At 71.0% G+C, this 20,769-nt stretch carries 11 protein-coding genes; 4 read left to right on the forward strand and 7 right to left on the reverse strand.

The window, feature by feature from the left end; translation table 11 throughout:
- Positions 1 to 30: 30 nt before the first annotated feature.
- The 6 genes from BLA15945_RS12400 to BLA15945_RS12425 form a co-directional block, all read right to left on the reverse strand.
- Positions 31 to 1,800: an ABC transporter ATP-binding protein gene (locus BLA15945_RS12400; protein WP_174992540.1), complete on the reverse strand. Its 1,770-nt coding sequence runs from the start codon at positions 1,798 to 1,800 to the stop codon at positions 31 to 33.
- On the reverse strand, positions 1,800 to 3,521 hold the full coding sequence (locus BLA15945_RS12405) for an ABC transporter ATP-binding protein (protein WP_174992481.1): 1,722 nt from the start codon (positions 3,519 to 3,521) through the stop codon (positions 1,800 to 1,802). The genes BLA15945_RS12400 and BLA15945_RS12405 overlap by 1 nt, the downstream gene beginning before the upstream one ends.
- The gene (locus BLA15945_RS12410; protein WP_174992482.1) at positions 3,518 to 4,570 is read right to left on the reverse strand and encodes a Gfo/Idh/MocA family oxidoreductase; all 1,053 of its coding nucleotides are present in this window, start codon (positions 4,568 to 4,570) and stop codon (positions 3,518 to 3,520) included. Before BLA15945_RS12410 ends, BLA15945_RS12405 begins: the two co-directional genes overlap by 4 nt.
- Positions 4,567 to 10,044, reverse strand: coding sequence for a non-ribosomal peptide synthetase (locus tag BLA15945_RS12415; protein ID WP_174992483.1), 5,478 nt, complete (start codon positions 10,042 to 10,044; stop codon positions 4,567 to 4,569). Before BLA15945_RS12415 ends, BLA15945_RS12410 begins: the two co-directional genes overlap by 4 nt.
- Complete coding sequence (locus BLA15945_RS12420) at positions 10,041 to 14,411, reverse strand: non-ribosomal peptide synthetase (RefSeq protein WP_174992484.1); 4,371 nt, start codon at positions 14,409 to 14,411, stop codon at positions 10,041 to 10,043. The genes BLA15945_RS12415 and BLA15945_RS12420 overlap by 4 nt, the downstream gene beginning before the upstream one ends.
- 123 nt (positions 14,412 to 14,534) lie before the next feature.
- The gene (locus BLA15945_RS12425; protein ID WP_059239402.1) at positions 14,535 to 15,476 is read right to left on the reverse strand and encodes a helix-turn-helix transcriptional regulator; all 942 of its coding nucleotides are present in this window, start codon (positions 15,474 to 15,476) and stop codon (positions 14,535 to 14,537) included.
- 218 nt (positions 15,477 to 15,694) lie between these two features.
- Here BLA15945_RS12425 and BLA15945_RS12430 point away from each other — a divergent pair, with 218 nt between their 5' ends.
- The 4 genes from BLA15945_RS12430 to BLA15945_RS12445 are packed head-to-tail and all read left to right on the forward strand — an operon-like array spanning position 15,695 to position 19,849.
- A complete protein-coding gene (locus BLA15945_RS12430; protein WP_174992485.1) occupies positions 15,695 to 17,347 on the forward strand; it encodes a (2,3-dihydroxybenzoyl)adenylate synthase in 1,653 nt (550 codons plus the stop codon).
- On the forward strand, positions 17,344 to 18,117 hold the full coding sequence (locus BLA15945_RS12435) for a thioesterase II family protein (RefSeq protein ID WP_059239398.1): 774 nt from the start codon (positions 17,344 to 17,346) through the stop codon (positions 18,115 to 18,117). Before BLA15945_RS12430 ends, BLA15945_RS12435 begins: the two co-directional genes overlap by 4 nt.
- Positions 18,114 to 18,419 carry an isochorismate lyase gene (locus BLA15945_RS12440; RefSeq protein ID WP_006484772.1) on the forward strand — a complete coding sequence of 102 codons (306 nt, stop codon included), beginning with the start codon at positions 18,114 to 18,116 and terminating at the stop codon, positions 18,417 to 18,419. Before BLA15945_RS12435 ends, BLA15945_RS12440 begins: the two co-directional genes overlap by 4 nt.
- Positions 18,416 to 19,849, forward strand: coding sequence for an isochorismate synthase (locus tag BLA15945_RS12445; RefSeq protein ID WP_174992486.1), 1,434 nt, complete (start codon positions 18,416 to 18,418; stop codon positions 19,847 to 19,849). Before BLA15945_RS12440 ends, BLA15945_RS12445 begins: the two co-directional genes overlap by 4 nt.
- A 13-nt stretch (positions 19,850 to 19,862) precedes the next feature.
- Here BLA15945_RS12445 and BLA15945_RS12450 read toward each other — a convergent pair whose 3' ends face one another.
- Positions 19,863 to 20,747: a LysR family transcriptional regulator gene (locus BLA15945_RS12450; protein ID WP_059239394.1), complete on the reverse strand. Its 885-nt coding sequence runs from the start codon at positions 20,745 to 20,747 to the stop codon at positions 19,863 to 19,865.
- Positions 20,748 to 20,769 lie beyond the last annotated feature (22 nt).

Genomic DNA, 20,769 nt, shown 5'->3' on the forward strand with positions numbered 1-20,769 from the left:
TTCCGGGCACGCCGGCCCGCATTGTTCACGTCAGTGTTCGGATTCGGCCGGGCGGGTTGCTTCGTCCGCACCGGCGCCAGCCGGTGACGCCGCGTCATGCGGGTGTCCCGCGCGGGCGAAGGCCGCGTACCACCCATCCGCTTCCACGAGCTGCGCATGCGTGCCGGTCGCCCGCACGCGGCCCCCATCGAGCACGACGATCGTGTCGGCCGCCGCCGCGAGCGCCGGCTGGTGCGTGACGACGATGCGCGTGCGCTGCCCGCGCAACGCGACGAGACTGTCGCGCACACGCCGCGCGCTCAGTTCGTCGAGGCTCGCGGTCGGCTCGTCGAACATCAGCACCGGCGCCCGCGCCAGCAGCGCACGCGCGAGGCAGGCCCGCTGCCGCTGCCCGCCCGACAGCAACTGGCCGCCCGGCCCCACGTCGGTGTCGAGGCCGTCCGGCAGCCGCTCGGCGTCGCGCAGCAGGCCGACCGCGTCCAGCACAGCACGCAGCTCGGCATCGGTTGCGTCCGGCCGCCCCATCCGCACGTTCCACGCCAGGCTGCCGCGAAACAGCCCGTTGTCCTGGAACACGAGGTTGCGCGTCGCGGCGAGCGTCGCTTCGCTCAGGTGCCGCACGTCGGAGCGGCCGAGCAGCACGCGCCCGGTACTCGGATCGTCGAGCCGCGCGAGCAGGCCGAGCAGTGTGCTCTTGCCCGCCCCCGTGGGGCCGACGATCGCGACGAAGCCGCCCGCCGGGCAGTGCAGGTCGATCCCGTCGAGCAGCGTCGTTCCGCCGGCCGAGCGATAGCCGACGCGCACCGCGTCGACGCTCGCATCGTGCACCGGCGTGCCGCGCTCGGGGCTGTCGAAGCGCGGCGCGTGCAGCACCGCGAGCACCGTGTCGAGCGCGCGCCAGCCGCCGCGCAGCGCCTGGTCGAGCTGCGTGAGCTGGGCGAGCGGCTCGATGAAGCGCACGAGCAGCACGAGCACCGCAACGGCCGTCGCCGCATCGAGCCGGCCGGCCGCGACGGCCCACGTGCCGCCGGCCAGCATCGCGACGAACACAGCTTGCACCGCGCCCGCGAAACCCAGCTCGATCGGCAGCGAGCGCCGCATCAGCGCACGCGTGCGGCGATGCTGTTCGTCGAACGCGCGCTGCAGCGCCGCGCGCGCGTCGCCTTCCCGGCCCGCGAAGCGCAGCAGCCCCTGATGCGCGGCGAACGTCTGAAGCTGCACGGCCATGTCGCGATCGCCGGCCGCACGCGCCTGTTCGGACGCGAGCGTGCGCGCGCCGCCGCGCTCCAGCAGCGCAAACAGCAGCACGGCTGCGGCCGCGAGGCACAGCGCGATGCGCCAGTCGAGCCACGCGAGCCCCGCGACGACCGCGAGCGGCGTCACCACCGCGCCGATCAGCGGCCCGAGCAGGTGGGCGGGAATGCCCATCGCCTGCATGACGGGCCCGCGCAGCAGCCCGGCCGGATGACTGTCGCGCACGGTCTGCCACGACGCGAGGCGCGGCAGGTGCCGCACGAGGCGATCGACGAGACCGGTCGCCAGTGCGCCGCCCGCGCGATAGCCGCCGCGTTGCGCGACGTACAGCACGACCGCGTGGCACGGCGTCAGCGCGCCGAGCGCGACGGTCCAGTGCAACGCGGCCGCGTGCGCGCCGGCGAACCATGCGCGGATCAGCGGCACGAGCAGCAACCCGCAGGCGCCGTCGAGCAACGCAGCGGCCACTGCCCAGCCGGCACCGCGCCACAGCGCGCGGCGCGTGTCGCGCGGCAGGCATTGCAAACGTTTGAGCGATTTCGTCATCATGCGGCCTCCCCGCCTGCGGCACCGCGTTCGCGCCATAGCCGCGCATACAGCCCGCGTGCGGCCAGCAGCGCCGCATGCGTGCCGCGCTCGACGATCCGGCCGCGCTCCATCACGAGAATCTGGTCGGCGTGCCGGATCGCGTCGAGCTCGTGGCTGACGATCACGCGCGTGCGCGCGTCGCTGCGCAGCGCGTGGCGCAATGCCCGCCCGGTTTGCGGATCGAGCGCCGATGCCGGTTCGTCGAGCAGCAGCAACGGTGCAGGCGACAGCAGCGCGCGAGCAATCGACAGCCGCTGCAGTTCTCCGCCGGACAGGCGCACGTCGCGCCCGCATAGGCAGTCGTAGCCGCCCGGCAACGCGTCGATGCGTTCGTCGAGGCAGGCCGCGCGCGCAGCGGCGCGAATCGCATCGCGATCGGCATCGGGCCGGTAAAGCGCGATGTTCGCCGCGATCGACACGTCGAGTGCGGTGGCTTGCTGGAATACCATCGCGACCTGTTCACGCCGCCGCTCCGCCGCGAGCAGCCGCAGATCGGCGCCGCCGATCCGCACCGTGCCGCGGTCCGGATCCATGAAGCGCGCGAGCAGCATCAGCAGCGTGCTCTTGCCCGCGCCCGACGGTCCGACGATCGCGGTGGTCGAGCCGGCCGCGATCGTCGCGTCGATGTCGTGCAGGATCGGCGTGCCGTCGATGTCGACATGCACGCCGCGCAGCTCGACCGACGCATCGCGCGGCACCTGTGCCGCGCCTTCGACAGGCTCGGGCAGGCCCGGCTGCGCGAGCAACGCATCGAGGCGTGCAGCAGCGGCGCGTGCCTCGCGCAACGCATCGGCACCGTGGCCGAGCGCGCGCACCGGCGCCGCGACCGCCCAGATCAGCAGTGCAAACGCGCACAGTTCGCCGACCGGCAACTGCCCGGCCGTGAGCCACGTCGCGCCGAACACGACCCACGCGAGCAGGAACGGCGTGCCGAGCAGCACTTGCGTGCATGCGCCGGGGCCGCCGACGCGGCCGACCCACGCCGAAAACGCCTGTTCGAAGCGCCCGGTCGACGCCAGCGCGGCCGCCTCGATGCCCGCGCCCGGATACTGCCGCACGAGCGCCGGGTTCTGCGCGAGCTGCGCGTAGTCGCCCATCAATTGTTCGAGCGCTGCGTTGCGTGACGCGACGGCCGGCGCGAACCGCGCCGAGCGCATCCAGCGGAACAGCGCGGCGCCGCCGGCGAGCGGCACGAGCGCGAACGCGAGCAGCGCGGGATTCAGGTCAAGCAGGCACGCCAGCGCCGCGCACGGCACGACGACGAGCTGCGTGATATCGGCCGGCGCATGCGCGACGAGCTGGTGCAGCGCGCGCACGTCCTGGTCGACATGACGTGCGATGCGGTCGCCGCCCGCGCGGGCGAACCAGCCGAGCGGCAAACGCTGCAGATGATCGGCGAGGCGCTTGCGCAGGCGATCGCAGAGATCGGCGTCGACGCGGTGCGTCAGGTGCAGCGCGGCCGTCTGGCCGCCCAGCCAGCACACGCCGGCCGCCACGGCCGCGATGAGCCAGCCGAGCGACGCTGCGTCGAGCCGAGGCGACACGCGCCATGCATCGGCGAGCCGAGCAAGCGCGAGCCACGGCACGAGCGACGCGATGCCGGCCAGCGCCTGCAGCACCACCGCCGTGGCGAGCAGACCCGCGAACGGCCGCAACATCGAAAGCAACGGTCCTTTCATGCGGCACGCTCCAGCAGCATGCCGAGCGTCGCGGCGCACGCGTCGCCCGGCGGCTGTGCCGGAAAACCGAGTTGCGCGGTCAGCTGCTGCCAGACGCGCGTCACGTCGATGCTGCGCTGGTTGCTCGCGTGCAGCCCCTCGCCGGACACGAGCCGGTCGACCGCGCGCACGGCCGCCTGCGGCCAGCAGCGCGCATGAATCTCGCCCCACGTGTCCTGTGCGTCGTCGCAGATCTGGATGCTCGGCAGGTCGTCGCCTGCCGGATTGCCGAAAATCGGGAACAGCCCGTCCTCGTCCGTCGCCGGCTCGCGTAGCGCGGGCGCCCACCATAGCGGACCGTGCGGCGACGCGAGCGTCCACGTACCGGCGTCCGTCGTCAGCGTGATGCCGAACAGCACGCTCATCCGGCCGTCGTCGGCCGCCGCCATCTCGTTGTGCACGCGCAGCGACACCGGCGTTTCGGCCAGCACCATCGCGCATTCGCGCATCGACGACAGCGCCGGCCCGACCGGCTCGACCGACCACGGCCCGACGCCCTGCAAGGCCGCCGCGAGCACGTCGAGCGCTGCGTAGCTCGCCTGCACCGAGCACACGACATCCGCATGCACGGGCGCGCTCGTCTCGCACAACCGGCGTGCGACCGCGATGAAGCGCGCGACGACCGGCAGGTTCGGGTAGAAGCTGTTCAGCAGGCAACGGCGGCCGTGACGCGATGCGGTGCGCAGCACGGAGTCCCATTCGTCGGGCAGCAACGGATGCTCGATCACGACGTCGATCCCGCGTTCGAGCAGCCGGCACGCGAGCGCAGCGCCTTCCGCCCCGCGCGCCGCGCCGCCGACTGCAACGCATGCCACGCGCACGTCGTCCGGCAACGCATCGACGCGCTCGAATACGGGCGCACCGACACGCGCCGCCAATGCGGCCGTGCGCGCGCTGCCCCGACCGAGAATGCCGGCGACGTGATATGAACCGGACGCCGCGAGGCCCGCCGCATAGAACTGACCGAAACGGGAACCGGCCACGACGACCGGCAGCGGATGGACCTTCATCGTGCCTCCTTCAGGCGGGTGTCGACAAACGCGGCGTTCAGGCAGTCGAAATGACCGCCGGGGATATCGACGGCCGTGATGCCGCCGAGCGCCTGCGCCGCCCAGTACTCGGTGAGCGCCGCGCGCTGCTGCGGAATCAGCGGATTGCAACGCTCCGGCACGAACAGCCGCAGCGCGCCCGCATACGGCGCATCGCCGGCCCAATGACATGCCTGCACCGAATGCATGAAGAGCCGGTACAGCCGTTCGCGCTCGTCGAGCAGCGGATGCGCGACCTCGTCCTGCATCGACAGGCCGGCCGCGGCGCGCAACACGCGGCGGCGCAGCCCGTCAAGCGGTTCGCAGCGATCGCCGAAGATTTCCAGCTGCGCCTGCAGGCTGCCGGGCGCGAGCCGCGCGGAATCGGCCTTCAGTGCATCGGCAAGCGCGTCGGCCAGCACATACGTTTCCGGAAAACCGAGCGCGTCGAGCGGCAACCCGAGCGTCGCCGCGAAGTTGAACAGCACGAGCCGTTCATCCTCGATCAGGTAGGGAATCCGGTAGCTCGATACGATGTCGAGCGTGCGCACCGCGACGCCGAGCTGCACCAGCGACTTCGCCATTTCCAGCGCGACCAGCCCGCCCGAGCAGTAGCCGAGCACGTCGACCTCGCGCACGCCGCTGCGCCACAGCGCATCCGCGTAGCGCCGGCCAAGCGTCGCGTTCAGGTGGCGCGCCGGCAGGTCGAGATAGTCCTGCGCATCGCGCACCGCGAAGCCGAGCACCGGGCCGAGACGCGCAAGCGCGGGCATCACCGGACGATAGGCATGCACGGTGCCGAGCCCTTCGTGCACGATCACGCGCGGCACGCCGGCGCCCGGCGCGAGCGGAATCGGCCGCACGTCGGCGCGCACGCGCGGCGCCGGCGCATGGACGACCGTCGATGCATGCATCGCGCGCGGCGTGGCAGGTGCGGCCGCCGACGTCGCGCCCAGCGGCGGTTCGCCCGCATCGCGCAGGCACTGCGCGAACGCGGCCGGCGTCGGCTGCGCGAGCACCCAGCGCAGCAGCCGGTCGAACGGATGCGCCTGTGCGAGCGGCTCCTCGCCGCGCAGCCGCGACACGAGCTGTGCGATCAGCAGCGAATCGCCGCCCGCGGCGAAGAAGTCCTGATCCGGCGTGACGTTGCGCGTATCGAGCACGGTTTCCCACAATCCGGTCAGACGTGCCAGCAGCGGATCGGCAGCCTGTGTCGGCACCGGCCGGGCCACCGCCGGCTCCGGTTCGCGGATATCGGCGATGCCGGCCAGCGTACGGCGGTCGATCTTGCCGTTCGCGGTCACGGGCAGGCGTTCGAGCACGCGCAGTTGCGTCGGCACCATGTAGCCCGGCACGCGCTCGGCCACGAACGACAGCAGCGTATCGGGCGCGATGCGTGCCGCGCCGCGCTTCACGTGCGCGAGCAGGATGTCGTAGCCGAGCGCGGCGAGCGGCGTGCCGGGCGCGACGCAGCCGAGCGCCAGATCGCCCGCCTCCGCCTGCAGCCATTCGAGCCATTGCGCGTGCGGCACGAACAGTCGCGCCGCCGTGGCCCGCGCGTCGTCCGGCGTCTCCATCATCAGCCCCTGGCTGATGCTGATCTCCGGATGCTCGGCCGTCAGCTCCTGGATCACCCACCACGCATCGGCCGCCGAGAGCGCACGCATGCCGGCGATCAGCGCGACCGTGTCGCGCGCGTTGTTCAGCGCGCCGGAGCTGATCGCCATGTCGACCGAATGCGGCGCAATGCCCTGCGCGTCGAACGGCGCATTCATGTCGAAGCGCACGAACCGCATCCACGGATACCCGGCAAAGCGTTCACGCGCAGCCGCGAGGAAGTAGCTCGACACGTCGCTGAACAGATAGTCGATGCGCGTACCGGCTTCGACCAGCGGCGCGAGCGCAGCGACGATCGCACGCGTCGCGGCGGCGGTTCCCGCGCCGATTTCGAGGATGCGCCACGTACGCTGCGGCTCGCGCGCGACGACTGCACGTACGGCCTGCGCCATCCCGCGATGCAGCGCGCGGGCGTGTTCGCCGTCGCTGTACATCGCTTCGGCGATATGCGACGCGCCTTCCGGGAACATCAGGCCGGCCGGCGATACGCTGCCGTCCACCTGCGCCTCGAGGCATCCCGCGCTGTCGCGGAAATAATCGACGAGCACGGCCGGCCACAGATCGGGTGACGCATGCTGCGCGAATGCGTCCCAGCATGCGGACGCGTCGGCGAGGCTGGCGTCAGGCCGCATGCGCCAGCCGCCTTCGGCGTCCGCGTTCAGCACGCCGTGCGCATCGAGCATCGCAAGCCAGTGGCGCAGCAGATGCTGGCGGGCGGGCGGCACACGCAGCCGCTCGCACAGCGTCGCGAAACCGGTCGCGTCGTCGGCCGTCAAGCCGCCCGCCGGCACGATCCACGCGGCCAACGATGCAACGCAGGCCGTTTCGAGCTGCGCGACCGAGCGCGACACGTCCGCCTGTGCGGGCCAGCGCACGGCGTCGAACCCGGCACGCACGTGCGTCGTGACTTCGTGCAGCGCATCGTCCTGCGCGGACACAGCCGGCTCACCGCCGTGCAGCGCCACGAAGCTCGCGAGACGGCGCTCTGCGCCTTCGCCGAGCACGATCGTCGCGGCCGCGCCGACGAGCGGATGCGCGGTCAGCGCCGCATCGATCTCGGCCAGCTCGATCCGGTAGCCGCGGATCTTCACCTGATCGTCCTGCCGCCCGAGGAATTCGAGCGCGCCGTCGGACCGCACGCGCCCCAGATCGCCGGTGCGGTACAGCCGCCGTCCGTCTGCATGACGAATGAAGCGTTCGGCCGTTCGCGCGGGATCGTTCGCGTAGCCCGTCGCGAGCCCGACGCCGCCGATATGGATCTCGCCGCGCACGCCGGGCGGGCACGGCCGGCCGAGTGCGTCGAGCACTTCCATCGTCTGCCCGGTCAGCGCGCGGCCGTACGGAATGCTCGCGAGCCGTGTGTCCTCCACCCGGATCGGATGCTCGATCGACCAGATCGACGCCTCGGTCGCGCCACCGAGGCTGAACAGCGCGCAGTCGGGCCAGCGGCGCCACCAGCGGGCCGGCAGCGTCACCGGAATCCAGTCGCCCGACCACAGCACGCGGCGCGGGGCCGGCACGTCGAGCGCCGGTTCGCCTTCGAGGTAGTCGATCAGCATTTGCCCCTGTGCGGGCACCGAGTTCCACAGCGTCACGACATGGCGCACCATCAGCTCGGCCCAGTGCGACGGATCGTTGCCGCGCGCCGGATCGGGCAGCACGATGCATGCGCCGCGCGCGGTCGCGCCGAAGAAATCGTAGACCGACAGGTCGAAGCTCAGCTCGGCAAGGCCCAGCACCACGTCGCCCGCGCCGACCGCATGACGCGCGCTGATGTCGGCGAGCGTGTTGCACACGGCCGCGTGGCTCAGCATCACGCCCTTCGGTTCGCCGGTGGAGCCCGACGTGTAGATCACGTAAGCCAGCGCGTCGCCGTCGATATCGCGCGCGGCGCGCGGCGGCCATTGCGGATCGGGCGGCAACGCATCGATATCGATGCGTGCGCACCCTTCATGTTCGAAGTCCAGCGCCTGGACGCTCACGACCGCACGCACCCGCGCATTGCGCAGGATCGCGTGTTGCCGCAGCGCCGGCTGGCGGCTGTCGACCGGCACGTAGGCGGCGCCCGCCTGGACGATCGCGAGCACGGCCGCGAGCTGGTGCGCGCACTTCGGCATCAGCACCGCAACCGTATCGCCCACGCCGACGCCGGCCAGTTCGAGTGCGGTACGCAGCGCCGCCGCGTGTTGCGCGACATCCCGGAACGTGCGTGCGCCCTGCGCATCGATCACGACCGGCGCATCGGGCGTACGCAACGCCTGCGCGGCAAACCCGGCCGCGATATGCGTGTCCGCTTCGGGATGCACGCCGGCGGCCGGCGCGGCGGACGGCAGCACGAGATCGCCAGCGTGCGACCACCATTCGGCATCGTCGGCAAGCCGGCCCAGCAGCGCGACGTACGCGTCGAACATCGCGGACGGCATGCCGTCCGGAAACAGGTCGTCGCGCACGTCCCAGCCGATTTCCAGCCCGCCGAACTGGTCGGTCACCTGGCAGTCGAGCCACACCTGCGGCGTCTGGCTGATCATGCAGCGCGGCGGTTCCGCGCGCACCGCCTGCTCGCCGAGCAGGCGGCCGACGCTGCCGATGCCGCTCGTGAACACCACCGGCATCAACGCCGCATCCTTGCCGCGCCGCCGCGCGAGTTCGCGCATCACGTCGACGCCGGTGAACGCGCGATGGTCGAGATCGTCGAACATCCGCGCGCCGATCGTGCGGGCACGCTCGACGAAATCGCGCCCGTGCGTCGCGTCGACGGCGAGCAGGCTCAGCGCGGTGAAATCGCCGAGCACCGCGTCGATGCGCGGATGCACGGGCGGGCGGTTCAGCACGGTCAGGTTCAGGCAGAAGGCCGGCGACTGGCTCCAGCGGCCGACGATCTCGGCGAACGCGGCCAGCGCAACGCTCGCCGCACTCAGGCCGAAGCGGCTCGCTTGACCGCTCAGCGAAGCCCATTGCGCGCGATCGAGCCGTGCATGCCGATGCGTGAAGCGCGACCGCGCGCCGGTTCGCAGCGCTGGCAGCACCGGCAGATCGGGACGCGCGGGCAGATCGTCGATACGGGCAAGCCACCACGCCTTGTCGCGTGCATGGTCGGCACGCATGCCGGCCTGTGCTTCATGAACGACATAGTCGCGAAACGTCGCGTCGAGCGGCGCGGGCCGCCACTGCGGATCGTCGTAGCGGCGCCGCCATTCGGCGAGCAGCAATTGCAGGCTCGCGTAGTCGATCAGCGTGAAATCGACGGACAGGTGCAACACCGCGCCATCCGGCCCGAGGCTCACTTCCGGCTGCAGCACCGGCCAGCGATCGAGCGCGTGCACCGCATGGTCGAGCCGCGCGCGCACGCGGCTCACGTGGGCGTCGAATGCATTCGCACCGGCCTCGCGCAGGTCGTGCACGGTGAGCCGCTGCCACGGCACGTCGGGCAGCACGCGTTGCCATGCGTTGTCCTCGACGATCGCGCGCAGCATCGGATGGCGCGCCACGCACGCATTCCACGCGGCTTCGAAGCGCACGCAGTCGAGATCCTTCCGTTCGTCGTATTCGACGTACAGATGGCATGCGCTGCCGCCGAACTCGAACGATTCGTGCCGGCCGAGCACGTATGCGGCCTGTACCGGCGTCAGCGCGAACCGTTCATGCTGGCGTGCCGGATCGCTGCGCCACGCGCCTTCCTGCAGGAAGCGGACGAACGCATCGCGTTCGGCCTTGATGCGCGCGGCGAGATCCGCATCGAGCGCGCCGGCCGGTGCGCGATAGCGCAACTGGCCGCCGTCGTCGCACCACAGTTCGATCTGTCGTTCGCGACAGAGATCGAGCACGTCGTCGAAGCTCACAGCACACCCTCCTCGATCGTCGCGACCGATGCATCGCCAGCGGCTTGCGTGGCCGACGCCAGGTCGTCAATCTGCGCGGCCAGACCGGCGAGCGTCGGCTGCCGGTAGAACGCGGCCATCCCGATCCGCACGCCGAGCCGCTCGCGCAGCTGCGCGAGCAGGCGCGTCGCGAGCAGGCTGTCGCCACCGAGCGCGAAGAACGTCGCGTCACGCGCGTTTGCCGGGCGGCCGAGTGCGTGCTCCCAGCACGCGAGCAGCGTCGCTTGCCGTTCGTCAGCCGGTACGAACGCGTCGTGCGCGGCCGGCGCATCGCCGAGCGCTCGCGCCAGCGCATCCCCGACTGCCCGGCGATCGATCTTGCCGTTCGCGTTGAGCGGCCAGCGCGGCACGCACCACAGCGCATCGGGACGCATCGCGTCGGGCAACCGGTCGCGCAGCCACCCGGCCAGCGCCGCCTGTACGACCGGCTCGCCGATGCGACGCGCATCGATGCACGCGAATGCGGTCGAGCGCCAGCTCCGCGCGTCGAGCGCAAAGCCGCACGCATGTGCCGCCGCGGCGATCGCTTCGTCCGCGAACGGCCTCGGCAGCGACGCGTCGGCCGTCACGCTCGCGACGAGTTCGCGCAGCGGCGAATCGCGCAGCACGTCGGCGAGCAGCAGGCGGCCATCCTGCGCCAGCAGCGCAGCCGCGATCCTGAACGTATCGCGCGGATCGTCGCGCAGGTGCGCGGCCGCGAAACTGATCACGCAATCGAATTCGCCGAGATGACGCGCGGGCAGCAAGCCGTCCTGCATCGACTGGAGCGCGGGCCTCGTTCGCGTGAAGCGTGCCTGGGCGGTGTGCAGCAGACCCGGCGACACGTCGAACAGCGTCACGTCGAAGCGCGGATCGTCAAGCACGTCGAGGCCCGCGTCGAACCATTGCCCGGCGCGGGCGTCGAGCACCGCGACCCGCAACACGCCCGTGCGCGCAGCGGCCTGCGCCTCCAGCGCACCGGCAATCTCGCGCAGCGCCCGGGCGCCGTCCGGCAAGCGCGTCGCGAACGCAAGGGGCGCCACGTGCGGATCGAGCGACACGCGCTGCGCGGCGGTGTCCGGATCGACGGCAAGCGCGCGCAGCGATGCCGTCAGATCGTCGAGATCGGTCGCATACCAGTCGAGCAGGTCGAGCGCGCCGTCGATGGCGATCGATACGTCGCCCTTGCCGCGCCAATACGCGCGCAGCGAAGGCGGCAGGCCCGCGTCGCCGTCGAGCAGCCGGTCGGCGACGGCACGCGCAACGGCCGCTTCCGCGGGCATCGTATCGGCCATGCCGGCATCCGCGAGCGATGACGGCACCGTGTCCGCTGCGCGATCGGCCGGCACGAACGCCGCGACGATGCGCGCGGCGTCGCCATTGACGACGCCCGCGCACGCACCGTCGATCTGCGGATGCGCGGCCAGCGCCGCCTCGATCTCGCCGAGTTCGATCCGGTGCCCCCGCACCTTCACCTGCCGATCCTCGCGCCCCAGGAATTCGAGGGTCCCGTCCGGCCAGTAGCGGCCGCGATCGCCGGTACGGTACCAGCGGCCCGACGCGTGCTGCACGAAGCGCTGCGCGGTCAGTTCGGGATCGTTCCGGTAGCCGCGCGCGAGACTGTCGCCGCCGATCAGCAGTTCACCCGGCACGTAGTCGGGCACATCGCGGCCGTCGGCATCGACGACGCGATACGCCTGCCCCGGCAACGGCCGGCCATACGGAATCGAACGCCAGTGCGACGGCACGTCGCGCACCGTCTGCACGTTCGACCAGATGCCGGCCTCGGTCGCGCCGCCGAGCGCATGGAACGCGCACGCATCGCCACAGCGTTCGCGCAGGCGCGCCGGCAGGTCGAGTGCGATCCAGTCGCCGGACAGCAGCGCCGCGCGCACGCTGCGGCACGTGTCGCGCATAGCCGGCACGGCCAGCGCCATTTCCAGCAACGCGGGCGCCGAATTCCACAGCGTCACGCGGTGCTGCTCGATCAGTTCGATCCAGCGCGCGGCGTCGCGTGCTTCGTCCTGCGTCGGCAGCACGAGTTCGGCGCCGGCGCCCAGTGCGCCGAACAGGTCGTAGACCGACAGGTCGAAGTCGAGCGCCGACACCGCGAGCAGCCGGTCGTCCGCGTTCACGCGGAGCAGCGCATCGATCGCATCGATCGTGTTGATCGCCGCCGCGTGCGTCATCTCGACGCCCTTCGGCACGCCCGTCGAACCGGACGTGTAGATCACGTAGGCCGTCGCCTGCGGCGCGACCGCAAGCGGCGCGGCCAGCGGCGCATGCCGCATCAGCGCCGCAATGCCGAGATGCGGCACTGGCGCATCCGCGCGCGCCGTGTCGCCGATCGCGACCTTCACGCCCGCCGCACGCTCGATCAACGCCTTGCGCGCGACCGGTTGCGCGATGTCGAGCGGCACGTAGCATGCGCCCGCAGCCAGTACGCCGAACACGGCGGCGACCTGTGCAGGCCCGCGCGGCAGACTGATCTCGACGGCATCGCCGTGCCCGATCCCCGCCGCGCGCAAGCCGCCGGCGATCGCGAGCGCCCGCGTGGCCAGTTCGCCGCGCGTCACGACATGCTCGCCGCATCGCAACGCGACAGCGGCCGGCTCGCGTGCGGCCAACGCGAAGAAGTCGTGCTGCAGCGTGCGTGCGCGGCCCGGCGCGGGCAATGCGTTGAGCGTGTCGCGGACACGACGCTGCGCGGACGGCAGCTCGACCGCGACCGGCAGCCGCCAGTCGCGATCGCACAGCGCCTGCACGAGCGCGACATACGCGCCGAACATCGCATCGACCATCCCGTCCGGAAACAGGCCGTCCACGCTGTCCCATGCGAGCAGCGCGCCGTCCGGCACGCGATAGAGCTGATGATCGAGCCACACTTGGGGCGTCTGCGAAATCATGTCGTGCAGCCCGCCGAACACGTTCGCGAACGCATCGGGCACGAACGGCGCGTCGCCGAGATTGCACGAGAACACGACGGGCGCCGCGCGCGGCGTGCCCTGCCGACGCGCGTCGCGCAGCACGTCGAGCGCCGGATACGCGGCGTGCGCGATCGCGCCGTGCAGCCGCTGCTGGAATGCGCGCACCGCGTCGGCCGCGCTCGCGTCGGCTTGCACGTCGCATTCGACGAGCAGCAGTGTCGTGAAATCGGCGATCACGCGGCCCAGATCGGGCGCGTCGCCGTGCCGGTCGAACAGCGGCACGTTGAGCAGGAATGCGTGCCGGCCGCTCCAGCGCGCGAGCACCGCCGCGAACGCCGCACCGAACACCGACGACAGCGTGACGCCATGCTGCGCTGCCCGCGCCTGCAGACGTGCCAGCTCGTCCGTGCCCAGCGTATGCGTGACGCGGCTGAAACGCGGCGCGCGAAGCGTTTCCGGCGCACGGGCAAGCGGCAGCGCCGGCCCTTCCGGTAGCGTCGCGAGCCGTGCCTGCCAGGCATCGCGCGCCGCGGCCCGCGCATCGCGCGTATCGGCCGCGCGACGCGCGAGCCAGGCCGGGAACCACGTCGACGGCGCATCGGGCAACGTCGACGGCGCGGCATACGCGACGCCGATCTCCTGCATCAGCAGCCGGACGCTGTCCACGTCGGCCGCGAGCAGGTCGACGCTCAGCCACACGCGATCCTCGCCGCCAGGCATCTGCGCGAGCCCCATCATGAAGACTTGCGCGTGCTCGACGTCGAGACATTCGTGCGACCGGAACGCGCGCAGCGACGCCCATTCGGTTTCCGCATCGGCGGCAGTCTTGCCACGCCAGTCCGCATGCGCGAACACCGGCGCATCCGGTTCGGCGAGGATCTGCTGACGGCCGCCGTCGAAACGTGCGCGCAGCATCGGATGACGCTCGCGCACTTGCCGGCATGCCGCGTCGAGACGAACGGGATCGATTGCGTGGCTGCGGAATTCGAGAAATGCGTGACAGCTCACGTTACCGAGCACTTCGCCATCACCGCGGCCGAGCCAGTACGCCTGCTGCACCGCGGACAGATCGAACGGCGCATGCACGTCGACATCCGCAGCCGTGGCGTCGGGGGCCGCGTGCGCGATACGTGGCGCGCTCGCCAGCAACGCGACCCACGCGCCGAGCGTCGGCTTGCGCGCGAGCGCATCGAACGTCAGCGCGTAGCCGAGCCGGCTCACGCGCGTCTGCAGATACATCAGCCGGATCGAATCGAGGCCGCAGCTCAGCAGGTCCTCGTCATCGTCGAGCGACGCGACTTCATCGACGGATTCGTCGAGCAGCGCCGCGATCAACGCGACGAGCTGCGAGCGAAAGTCAGTGGGAGAACAACAGGAAGGATCGGAATGGTCGGTACTGGAATCGACAGCGGTCTGGCTCATGGGCACGCCTTGTATGGGTCGTTCGACGGCGGGTCCGCACAGTGGCGGCCACCTGCAAATGAGAATCTATCTCATTCACACCCATGAGCCCGGTCGATTCCTTTAGGCTGCCGGTCAGTTGTTTTAGATCGCCGCGTCCGCCCATTCCTCGTTGTCGATCGCGTTGGGCGACACGCGGATATCGCTCGGCGAAATACCGTAGCGCTTGCGGAATGCGATCGAAAAATGCGCGGGGCTGTAGCCGACGCGGTACGCGACGGTCGACACGTTCGCGTCCTCCGCGCACAGCATCGCGTGCGCGGTCCGCAGCCGGTATTCCTGCAGGTACGCATACACGCTCGTGCCGAACACCTTGCGGAACCCGGCCGTCAGCTTGCGCGAATTCATCCCGACCCGGCCCGCGAGCGCATCGAGCGTCGGCGGCTGCTGGAGCTCGCGCGTCAGGATGTCGCTCGCCGCATACACGCGCTCGACGTCCGACGACGTGACGCGCACGTCGGCCGGCGCGAACTGCCGCTGCGTCGCCAGCAACTGCGCGCTCAGCGCGGTCAGCTCGAATGCCTTCGCCTTCAGGTAGTACTCGCGCACCGCGCCCTCGAACGGGCAGGTGGCGATCTGCACGGCGAGCGCCTGCAGCGCCTTCGACGCCGGGCAACTGACGATGCGCGGATCGCCGCCCGTCGGCGCAAGCATCTTCTCCGGCAGCAGGCTCAGGTTGCGGTCGAGCGCGTCGAGGCCGAGCTGCACGATCGTGTAGCGCAGCGGCACGTCGCGGTCGTAGATCTGGTGCGTCGTGAATTCGCCGTCGTTGGCGATCACGCACAGGCCCGGCCCCTTGATGCACTGCTCGGGCTGGCCCGGCACGCGGCAGCGCAGCTGCCCGCTCTGCACGAGGACGAGCTTCAGCCCTTTTTCGAGCGGCTCCTCGTACCAGTCGCGGCTGTCCGAGCACAGCGTGCCGCTCATGAGTTTCATGCCCGCGTCGATGTGCACCACGCCCGGGTGGTTGCCGGGCACGAGCACCGGCGGGTGACGTCGTGACGAAGCGAAGGTGGTCGATCTCATCGGTGGGTCCGTGGGTTAGGCGGCACGCGCGGACCGGCGCGCGCCGGCGGCAACCGGCCGATTGTCCGGCCGGACCGGGCGGGCGCCGCGCGACGGCGCCCCGATCGAATGAAATTGCCGCGATATCAAAAGAAACGGCGCTATCGCAGCACCTGTTCCAAATGATAATACCTCTCATTTACATTTTTTGACAACTTGCCGGAACCCAAGGTCAGCGCATGCAATCCTCCCCTTCCTCCCTGGCGGCGGCCGTGCCGGCCGACGCGCCCGACTGGCCGGACGACTTCGCGCGCCGCTATCGCGACGCCGGCTACTGGCAGGACACGACGTTCTTCGACGCGCTCGATGCATGCGCGCGGCGCCATCCCGACGCGCTCGCCATCGTCGACGGCGCCTGCCGGCTCGGCTATCGCGACCTGCTGGACCGCATTCGCCGTCTTGCGGGCGGCCTCGCGCGCCTCGGCCTCGCGCGCGGCGACGCGGTCGTCGTCCAGTTGCCCAACGGCGCGCGCTTCATCGAAACGTGCTTCGCGCTGTTCCAGCTCGGCGTGCGGCCGGTGCTCGCGCTGCCCGCGCACCGGCACTACGAGATCGGCGCGTTCTGCCGCTTCGCCGGCGCACGTGCGTACCTGTGCGCGTCGCAGCTCGGCGATTTCGACTGCCGGCCGCTCGCGGCCGCATTGCAGGCCGACTGCCCGGCGCTCGAGCACATCGTGATGGCCGGCGACGATCATCCGTTCACGCCGTTCGACGCGCTGTACGACGCGCCGCCCGTGCACGAATGCGCGGCGCACGCCGACGACATCGCGTGCTTCCAGCTGTCGGGCGGCACGACCGGCACGCCGAAGCTGATTCCGCGCCGCCATCGCGAATACCTGTACAACGTGCGCGCATGCAGCGCCGCGAGCGGTTTCGATGCCGGCACCGTGTATCTCGCCGCGCTGCCGATGGCGCACAACTTCACGCTGTGCTGCCCCGGCACGATCGGCGCGTTGCTCGCGGGCGGCCGGGTCGTCACGACCGCGCGGCCGGAGCCCGACCAGAGCTTCGCGCTGATTGCGCAGGAGCGCGTCACGCATACCGCGCTCGTGCCGCCGCTCGCGCTGCTGTGGCTCGACGAGCAGCCGCAACGGCAGGCCGACCTGTCGAGCCTGCGCGTGCTGCAGGTCGGCGGCGCACGGCTGATGGACCATGCGGCGGAACGCGTGACGCCCGTGCTCGGCTGTCGGCTGCAGCAGGTGTTCGGCATGGCCGAAGGGCTCATCTGCTGCACGCGGCTCGACGATACGCCCGAGCGCATCGCGCACACGCAGGGCCGCCCCGTCTCGGACGGTGACGAAGTGCGCATCGTCGACGACGCCGGCGCACCGGTTGCGCCCGGCGAAATCGGCGAACTGCAGGTGCGCGGCCCGTACACGATACGCGGCTACTACCGGCTCGCCGACCACGATGCGGCCGCGTTCACGGCCGACGGTTTCTACCGCAGCGGCGACCGCGTGCGGCGCACCGCGGACGGCGATCTCGTCGTCGAAGGCCGCGACAAGGACCAGATCAACCGCGGCGGCGAGAAGGTGTCGGCCGAGGAAGTGGAGAACCTGTTGCTCGCGCATCCGCAGGTGCACGACGCGGCGGTCGTCGCGATGCCCGACCCGATGCTCGGCGAGCGGACCTGCGCCTTCGTCGTGGCACGCGCGCCCGCACCGACCAGGCTGACGCTGAAACGCTACCTGCGCGACTGCGGGCTCGCGGCCTTCAAGATTCCCGATCGCATCGAGTTCATGCCGCGCTTCCCGGAAACCGGCATCGGCAAGACCAGCAAGAAATCGCTGCGCGACCTGCTGCGCCGCCAGTTGGAGGCGGCAGCCGCATGACCGTACACCCGACCGATTCGAACTGGATCCGCGAATTGCGGCTGTCGCCGTGCGCGCGTGCGCAGCTCGTGTGCTTTCCGCACGCGGGCGGCACCGCGAATTTCTTTCGCAACTGGAGCCGGGCGCTGCCGTGGGATGTCGATCTGCTCGCGCTGCAGTATCCGGGCCGCGAGGAGCGCTTCGGCGAGCCGTGCCTGCAATCGATCGAAGCGCTCGCCGGCCCCGCCGCCGACGCGCTGCAACGCTATGCGCACGCGCCGCTCGTGCTGTTCGGGCACAGCCTCGGCGCGGCGCTCGCGTACGAAGTCGCGGTGCGGCTCGAAGCGCGCGGCGCCGCGCCGCTCTACGTGGCCGTGTCCGCGCTGCCGCCGCCGCATCGCCAGCGCCTGTCGGACCTGCACCTGCAATCCGACGACGCGCTCGTCGGCGATGTCGCCCGGCTGTCCGGCGAACACGCCGCGCTGCTCGCCGACCCGGAAATGCGCGCGATCTACCTGCCGATGATCCGCCACGACTACCGCGCGATCGAAACGTATCGACGCGACCGGCCGCCGCGCATCGACGCGCCGCTCGGCGTGATGCTGCCGCTCGCCGACACCGAGCTCGACAACGACGAGGCGCACGCGTGGCAGGACGTCGCGTCGCGCCGGATCCGCATCGAGACGTTCAACGGCGACCACTTCTACCTGCGACACCAATACCCGGCGGTGATCGCGCATCTGGTCGAACGGATCGACCAATCCCTTCGTTACGGAAAGGAGTACACATGAAAACACCGGACGCCTGCACGGGGCTTCCCGACATTCGCGAAGCCATCGATCGCCTGGACGCCGACATCATCGACGCGCTCGGCCGGCGCATGCAGTACGTGAAGGCCGCGTCGCGCTTCAAGCCCGACGAAGCGAGCATCGCCGCGCCCGAGCGGGTGGCCGCGATGCTGCCCGACCGGCGCCGCTGGGCCGAGCAGGCCGGCCTCGACGCCGATTACGTCGAAACGCTGTTCGCCCAGCTCATCGCGTGGTACATCGCGCAGCAGACGCAATACTGGCGGCAGCAGCGGGGGCTCGCATGAACGCCGGCCTTCCGCTGCTGCACGACACCTTTGCGCGGGCGGCCGGCCGCGCGGCCGCCACCGGCGAGCCGACGCTCGCATCGGTATCGGTGCCGCTGCGGCCGCTCGATTTCTTCGACCTGATCGCCGCCTGGGACGACGGCGTCACGCCGTGGTTCTTCCACGAGGCCGGCGATGCGTCCGTCACGCTGTTCGGCTGGGACCGCGCACTCGAACTGAGCGCCACGGGCGGCACGCGCTTCGCGCAGATCGATGCGCGCTGGCGCACGCTCGTTCGCGACGCGATCACGGCCGGCCCGCAGCCGCCGCGCCTCGTCGGCGGCTTCCGGTTCGATTCGCACGGCCCGCGCAGCGCGCACTGGGCGCCGTTTCCCGATGCCGCCATGACGCTGGCCCGGCTGCTGATCGTGCGCGAAGGCGACGCACACTGGGCCGTCTGCCAGCACGTCGTCGCCGCTCACGACGATCCGGCCGCGCTCGCGCATGCGTGCCTGGCGCGCATCGAGTCGCTCGGCGCGCTTGCGCCTGTCGCGGAAGACGACGCGCCGCACCTGCTGCACACGCAGGCGCTCCAGGCGAGCGAATGGCAGCACGAAGTCCGGCGCGCGGTGGACACGATCCACAGCGGCGCGTTCGGCAAGGTCGTACTCGCGCGCGACGTGCTCGAACAGTACGCGCGGCCCGTCGCGATCGCACCGCTGCTGCGCCGGCTCCGGCGGCGCGACGCACATGCCCACCTGTTCGCGGTTCGTCGCGAAGGCGCGTGTTTCATCGGTGCCACGCCGGAACGGCTCGCGCGTGTCGCGGCCGGCGACGTGCGCACGCATGCGCTCGCCGGAACGATCCGGCGCGGCGCCACGCCCGACGACGATCGCGCACTCGGCGCGGCGCTGATGGATTCCGCGAAGGAGCGGCTCGAACACGCGCTCGTCGTCGACGCGATCCGGGCCGCGCTGGCGCCGCTGTCGCGCACGCTCGACGTGCCCAGGCAGCCGTCGCTGCACCGGCTGCCGAAGCTTCAGCACCTGAGCACGCCGATCCGCGCGACGCTGAATGCCGACGCGACGCTGCTGCAGGTCGTCGCGGCGCTGCATCCGACGCCTGCCGTGGCCGGCCATCCGCGCGCACCGGCGCTCGAGCACATCCGCAAGCATGAAGGCTTCGACCGCGGCTGGTATGCGGCACCGATCGGCTGGATCGACGCGCACGGCAACGGCGACTTCATCGTCGCGCTGCGCTCGGCGCTGGTCGAGGGTGGCGCGTGCAGGCTGTTCGCGGGCTGCGGCATCGTCGGCGATTCCGAGCCGGTCAACGAATATCAGGAAACCGAACTGAAGCTGTCCGGGATGCAGGCGGCGATCCGCATGCGCGATGCGGTGGCGGATACGCAAGGCCGCACGCAGGTGTCGGCTTCGTCGATGGTCGACTGATTCATGCCGGCCATCAAAGCAACGGCAGCGTTTGCCGGATATGTTCGGCAAACGCCGTTGTCAGGTGCGACGGCCGCTTCCGGTCGAACTTCAGCGCGATGCCCACGGCCGGCAACGGCGGCAATCGCGGATCGCCGTTCACGATCGCGAGGTCGGCCGGCACGGCCGTCTGCGTCATCACCGCGAACGCCTGCCCCGAGCGCACCAGCGCGATCAACCCCGCGAGGCTGCTGCTCGCATAGGCGACGCGGTAATCGCGGCCGGCGCGATCCAGCGCCTCGCAGGCCGCGAGGTGATCGAGCGTATCGCGATCGGACAGCGCGAGCGGCAGCGGATCGAAATGTGCGGGCTCCAGCCCCGGATAGCCGATCCACACGAGTTGCTCGCGGCGAATGATGTCGTCGTTCGCGCCGTCGTCCGGCAATGAAATCATCGCCAGATCGACCGCACGCTTCTCCAGCTGTTCGATCAGCCGCGGCGTCGGCCCGCATACGACCTCGACGATCGCCTGCGGATGCTGGCTCGAAAACTGCCGCAGCAGCGACGGCAGCCAGACCTCCGCGTAATCGTCCGGGCAGCCGAACCGGATCGTGCCCGACAGCCCCGTGCCGCACAGGTCGGCCATCGCCTCGTCGTGCAGCCGCAGGATGCGCTGCGCGTGCACGAGCAGCCGCTCGCCCGGATGCGTCAGCACCACGCCCCGGCCGGTGCGCTGGAACAGCGGCTGGTCGACCACTTCCTCGAGCCGCTTCATCTGCTGGCTGAGCGCCGACTGCGTGCGGCCGACGCGCGCGGCCGCGCGGCTGAGCGCGCGCACCTCGGCGATCACGACAAACGAACGCAGCAGGTCGATTTCAAGCGAAAGCCCCAAGGTATTAGCTCCTTTTCTACCTTGCATAAGAACTATTCGTTTCCATCAA

It is taken from the genome of Burkholderia arboris, from assembly GCF_902499125.1.
GTDB lineage: Bacteria > Pseudomonadota > Gammaproteobacteria > Burkholderiales > Burkholderiaceae > Burkholderia > Burkholderia arboris.

Bases quoted from the DNA above. Each gene is read 5' to 3' on its own strand.
- BLA15945_RS12450 (WP_059239394.1), bottom strand. From the start codon at position 20,747: ATGCAAGGTAGAAAAGGAGCTAATACCTTGGGGCTTTCGCTTGAAATC.
- BLA15945_RS12400 (WP_174992540.1), bottom strand. From the start codon at position 1,800: ATGACGAAATCGCTCAAACGTTTGCAATGCCTGCCGCGCGACACGCGC.
- BLA15945_RS12445 (WP_174992486.1), top strand. From the start codon at position 18,416: ATGAACGCCGGCCTTCCGCTGCTGCACGACACCTTTGCGCGGGCGGCC.
- BLA15945_RS12440 (WP_006484772.1), top strand. From the start codon at position 18,114: ATGAAAACACCGGACGCCTGCACGGGGCTTCCCGACATTCGCGAAGCC.
- BLA15945_RS12405 (WP_174992481.1), bottom strand. From the start codon at position 3,521: ATGAAAGGACCGTTGCTTTCGATGTTGCGGCCGTTCGCGGGTCTGCTC.
- BLA15945_RS12420 (WP_174992484.1), bottom strand. From the start codon at position 14,411: ATGAGCCAGACCGCTGTCGATTCCAGTACCGACCATTCCGATCCTTCC.
- BLA15945_RS12425 (WP_059239402.1), bottom strand. From the start codon at position 15,476: ATGAGATCGACCACCTTCGCTTCGTCACGACGTCACCCGCCGGTGCTC.
- BLA15945_RS12435 (WP_059239398.1), top strand. From the start codon at position 17,344: ATGACCGTACACCCGACCGATTCGAACTGGATCCGCGAATTGCGGCTG.
- BLA15945_RS12430 (WP_174992485.1), top strand. From the start codon at position 15,695: ATGCAATCCTCCCCTTCCTCCCTGGCGGCGGCCGTGCCGGCCGACGCG.
- BLA15945_RS12410 (WP_174992482.1), bottom strand. From the start codon at position 4,570: ATGAAGGTCCATCCGCTGCCGGTCGTCGTGGCCGGTTCCCGTTTCGGT.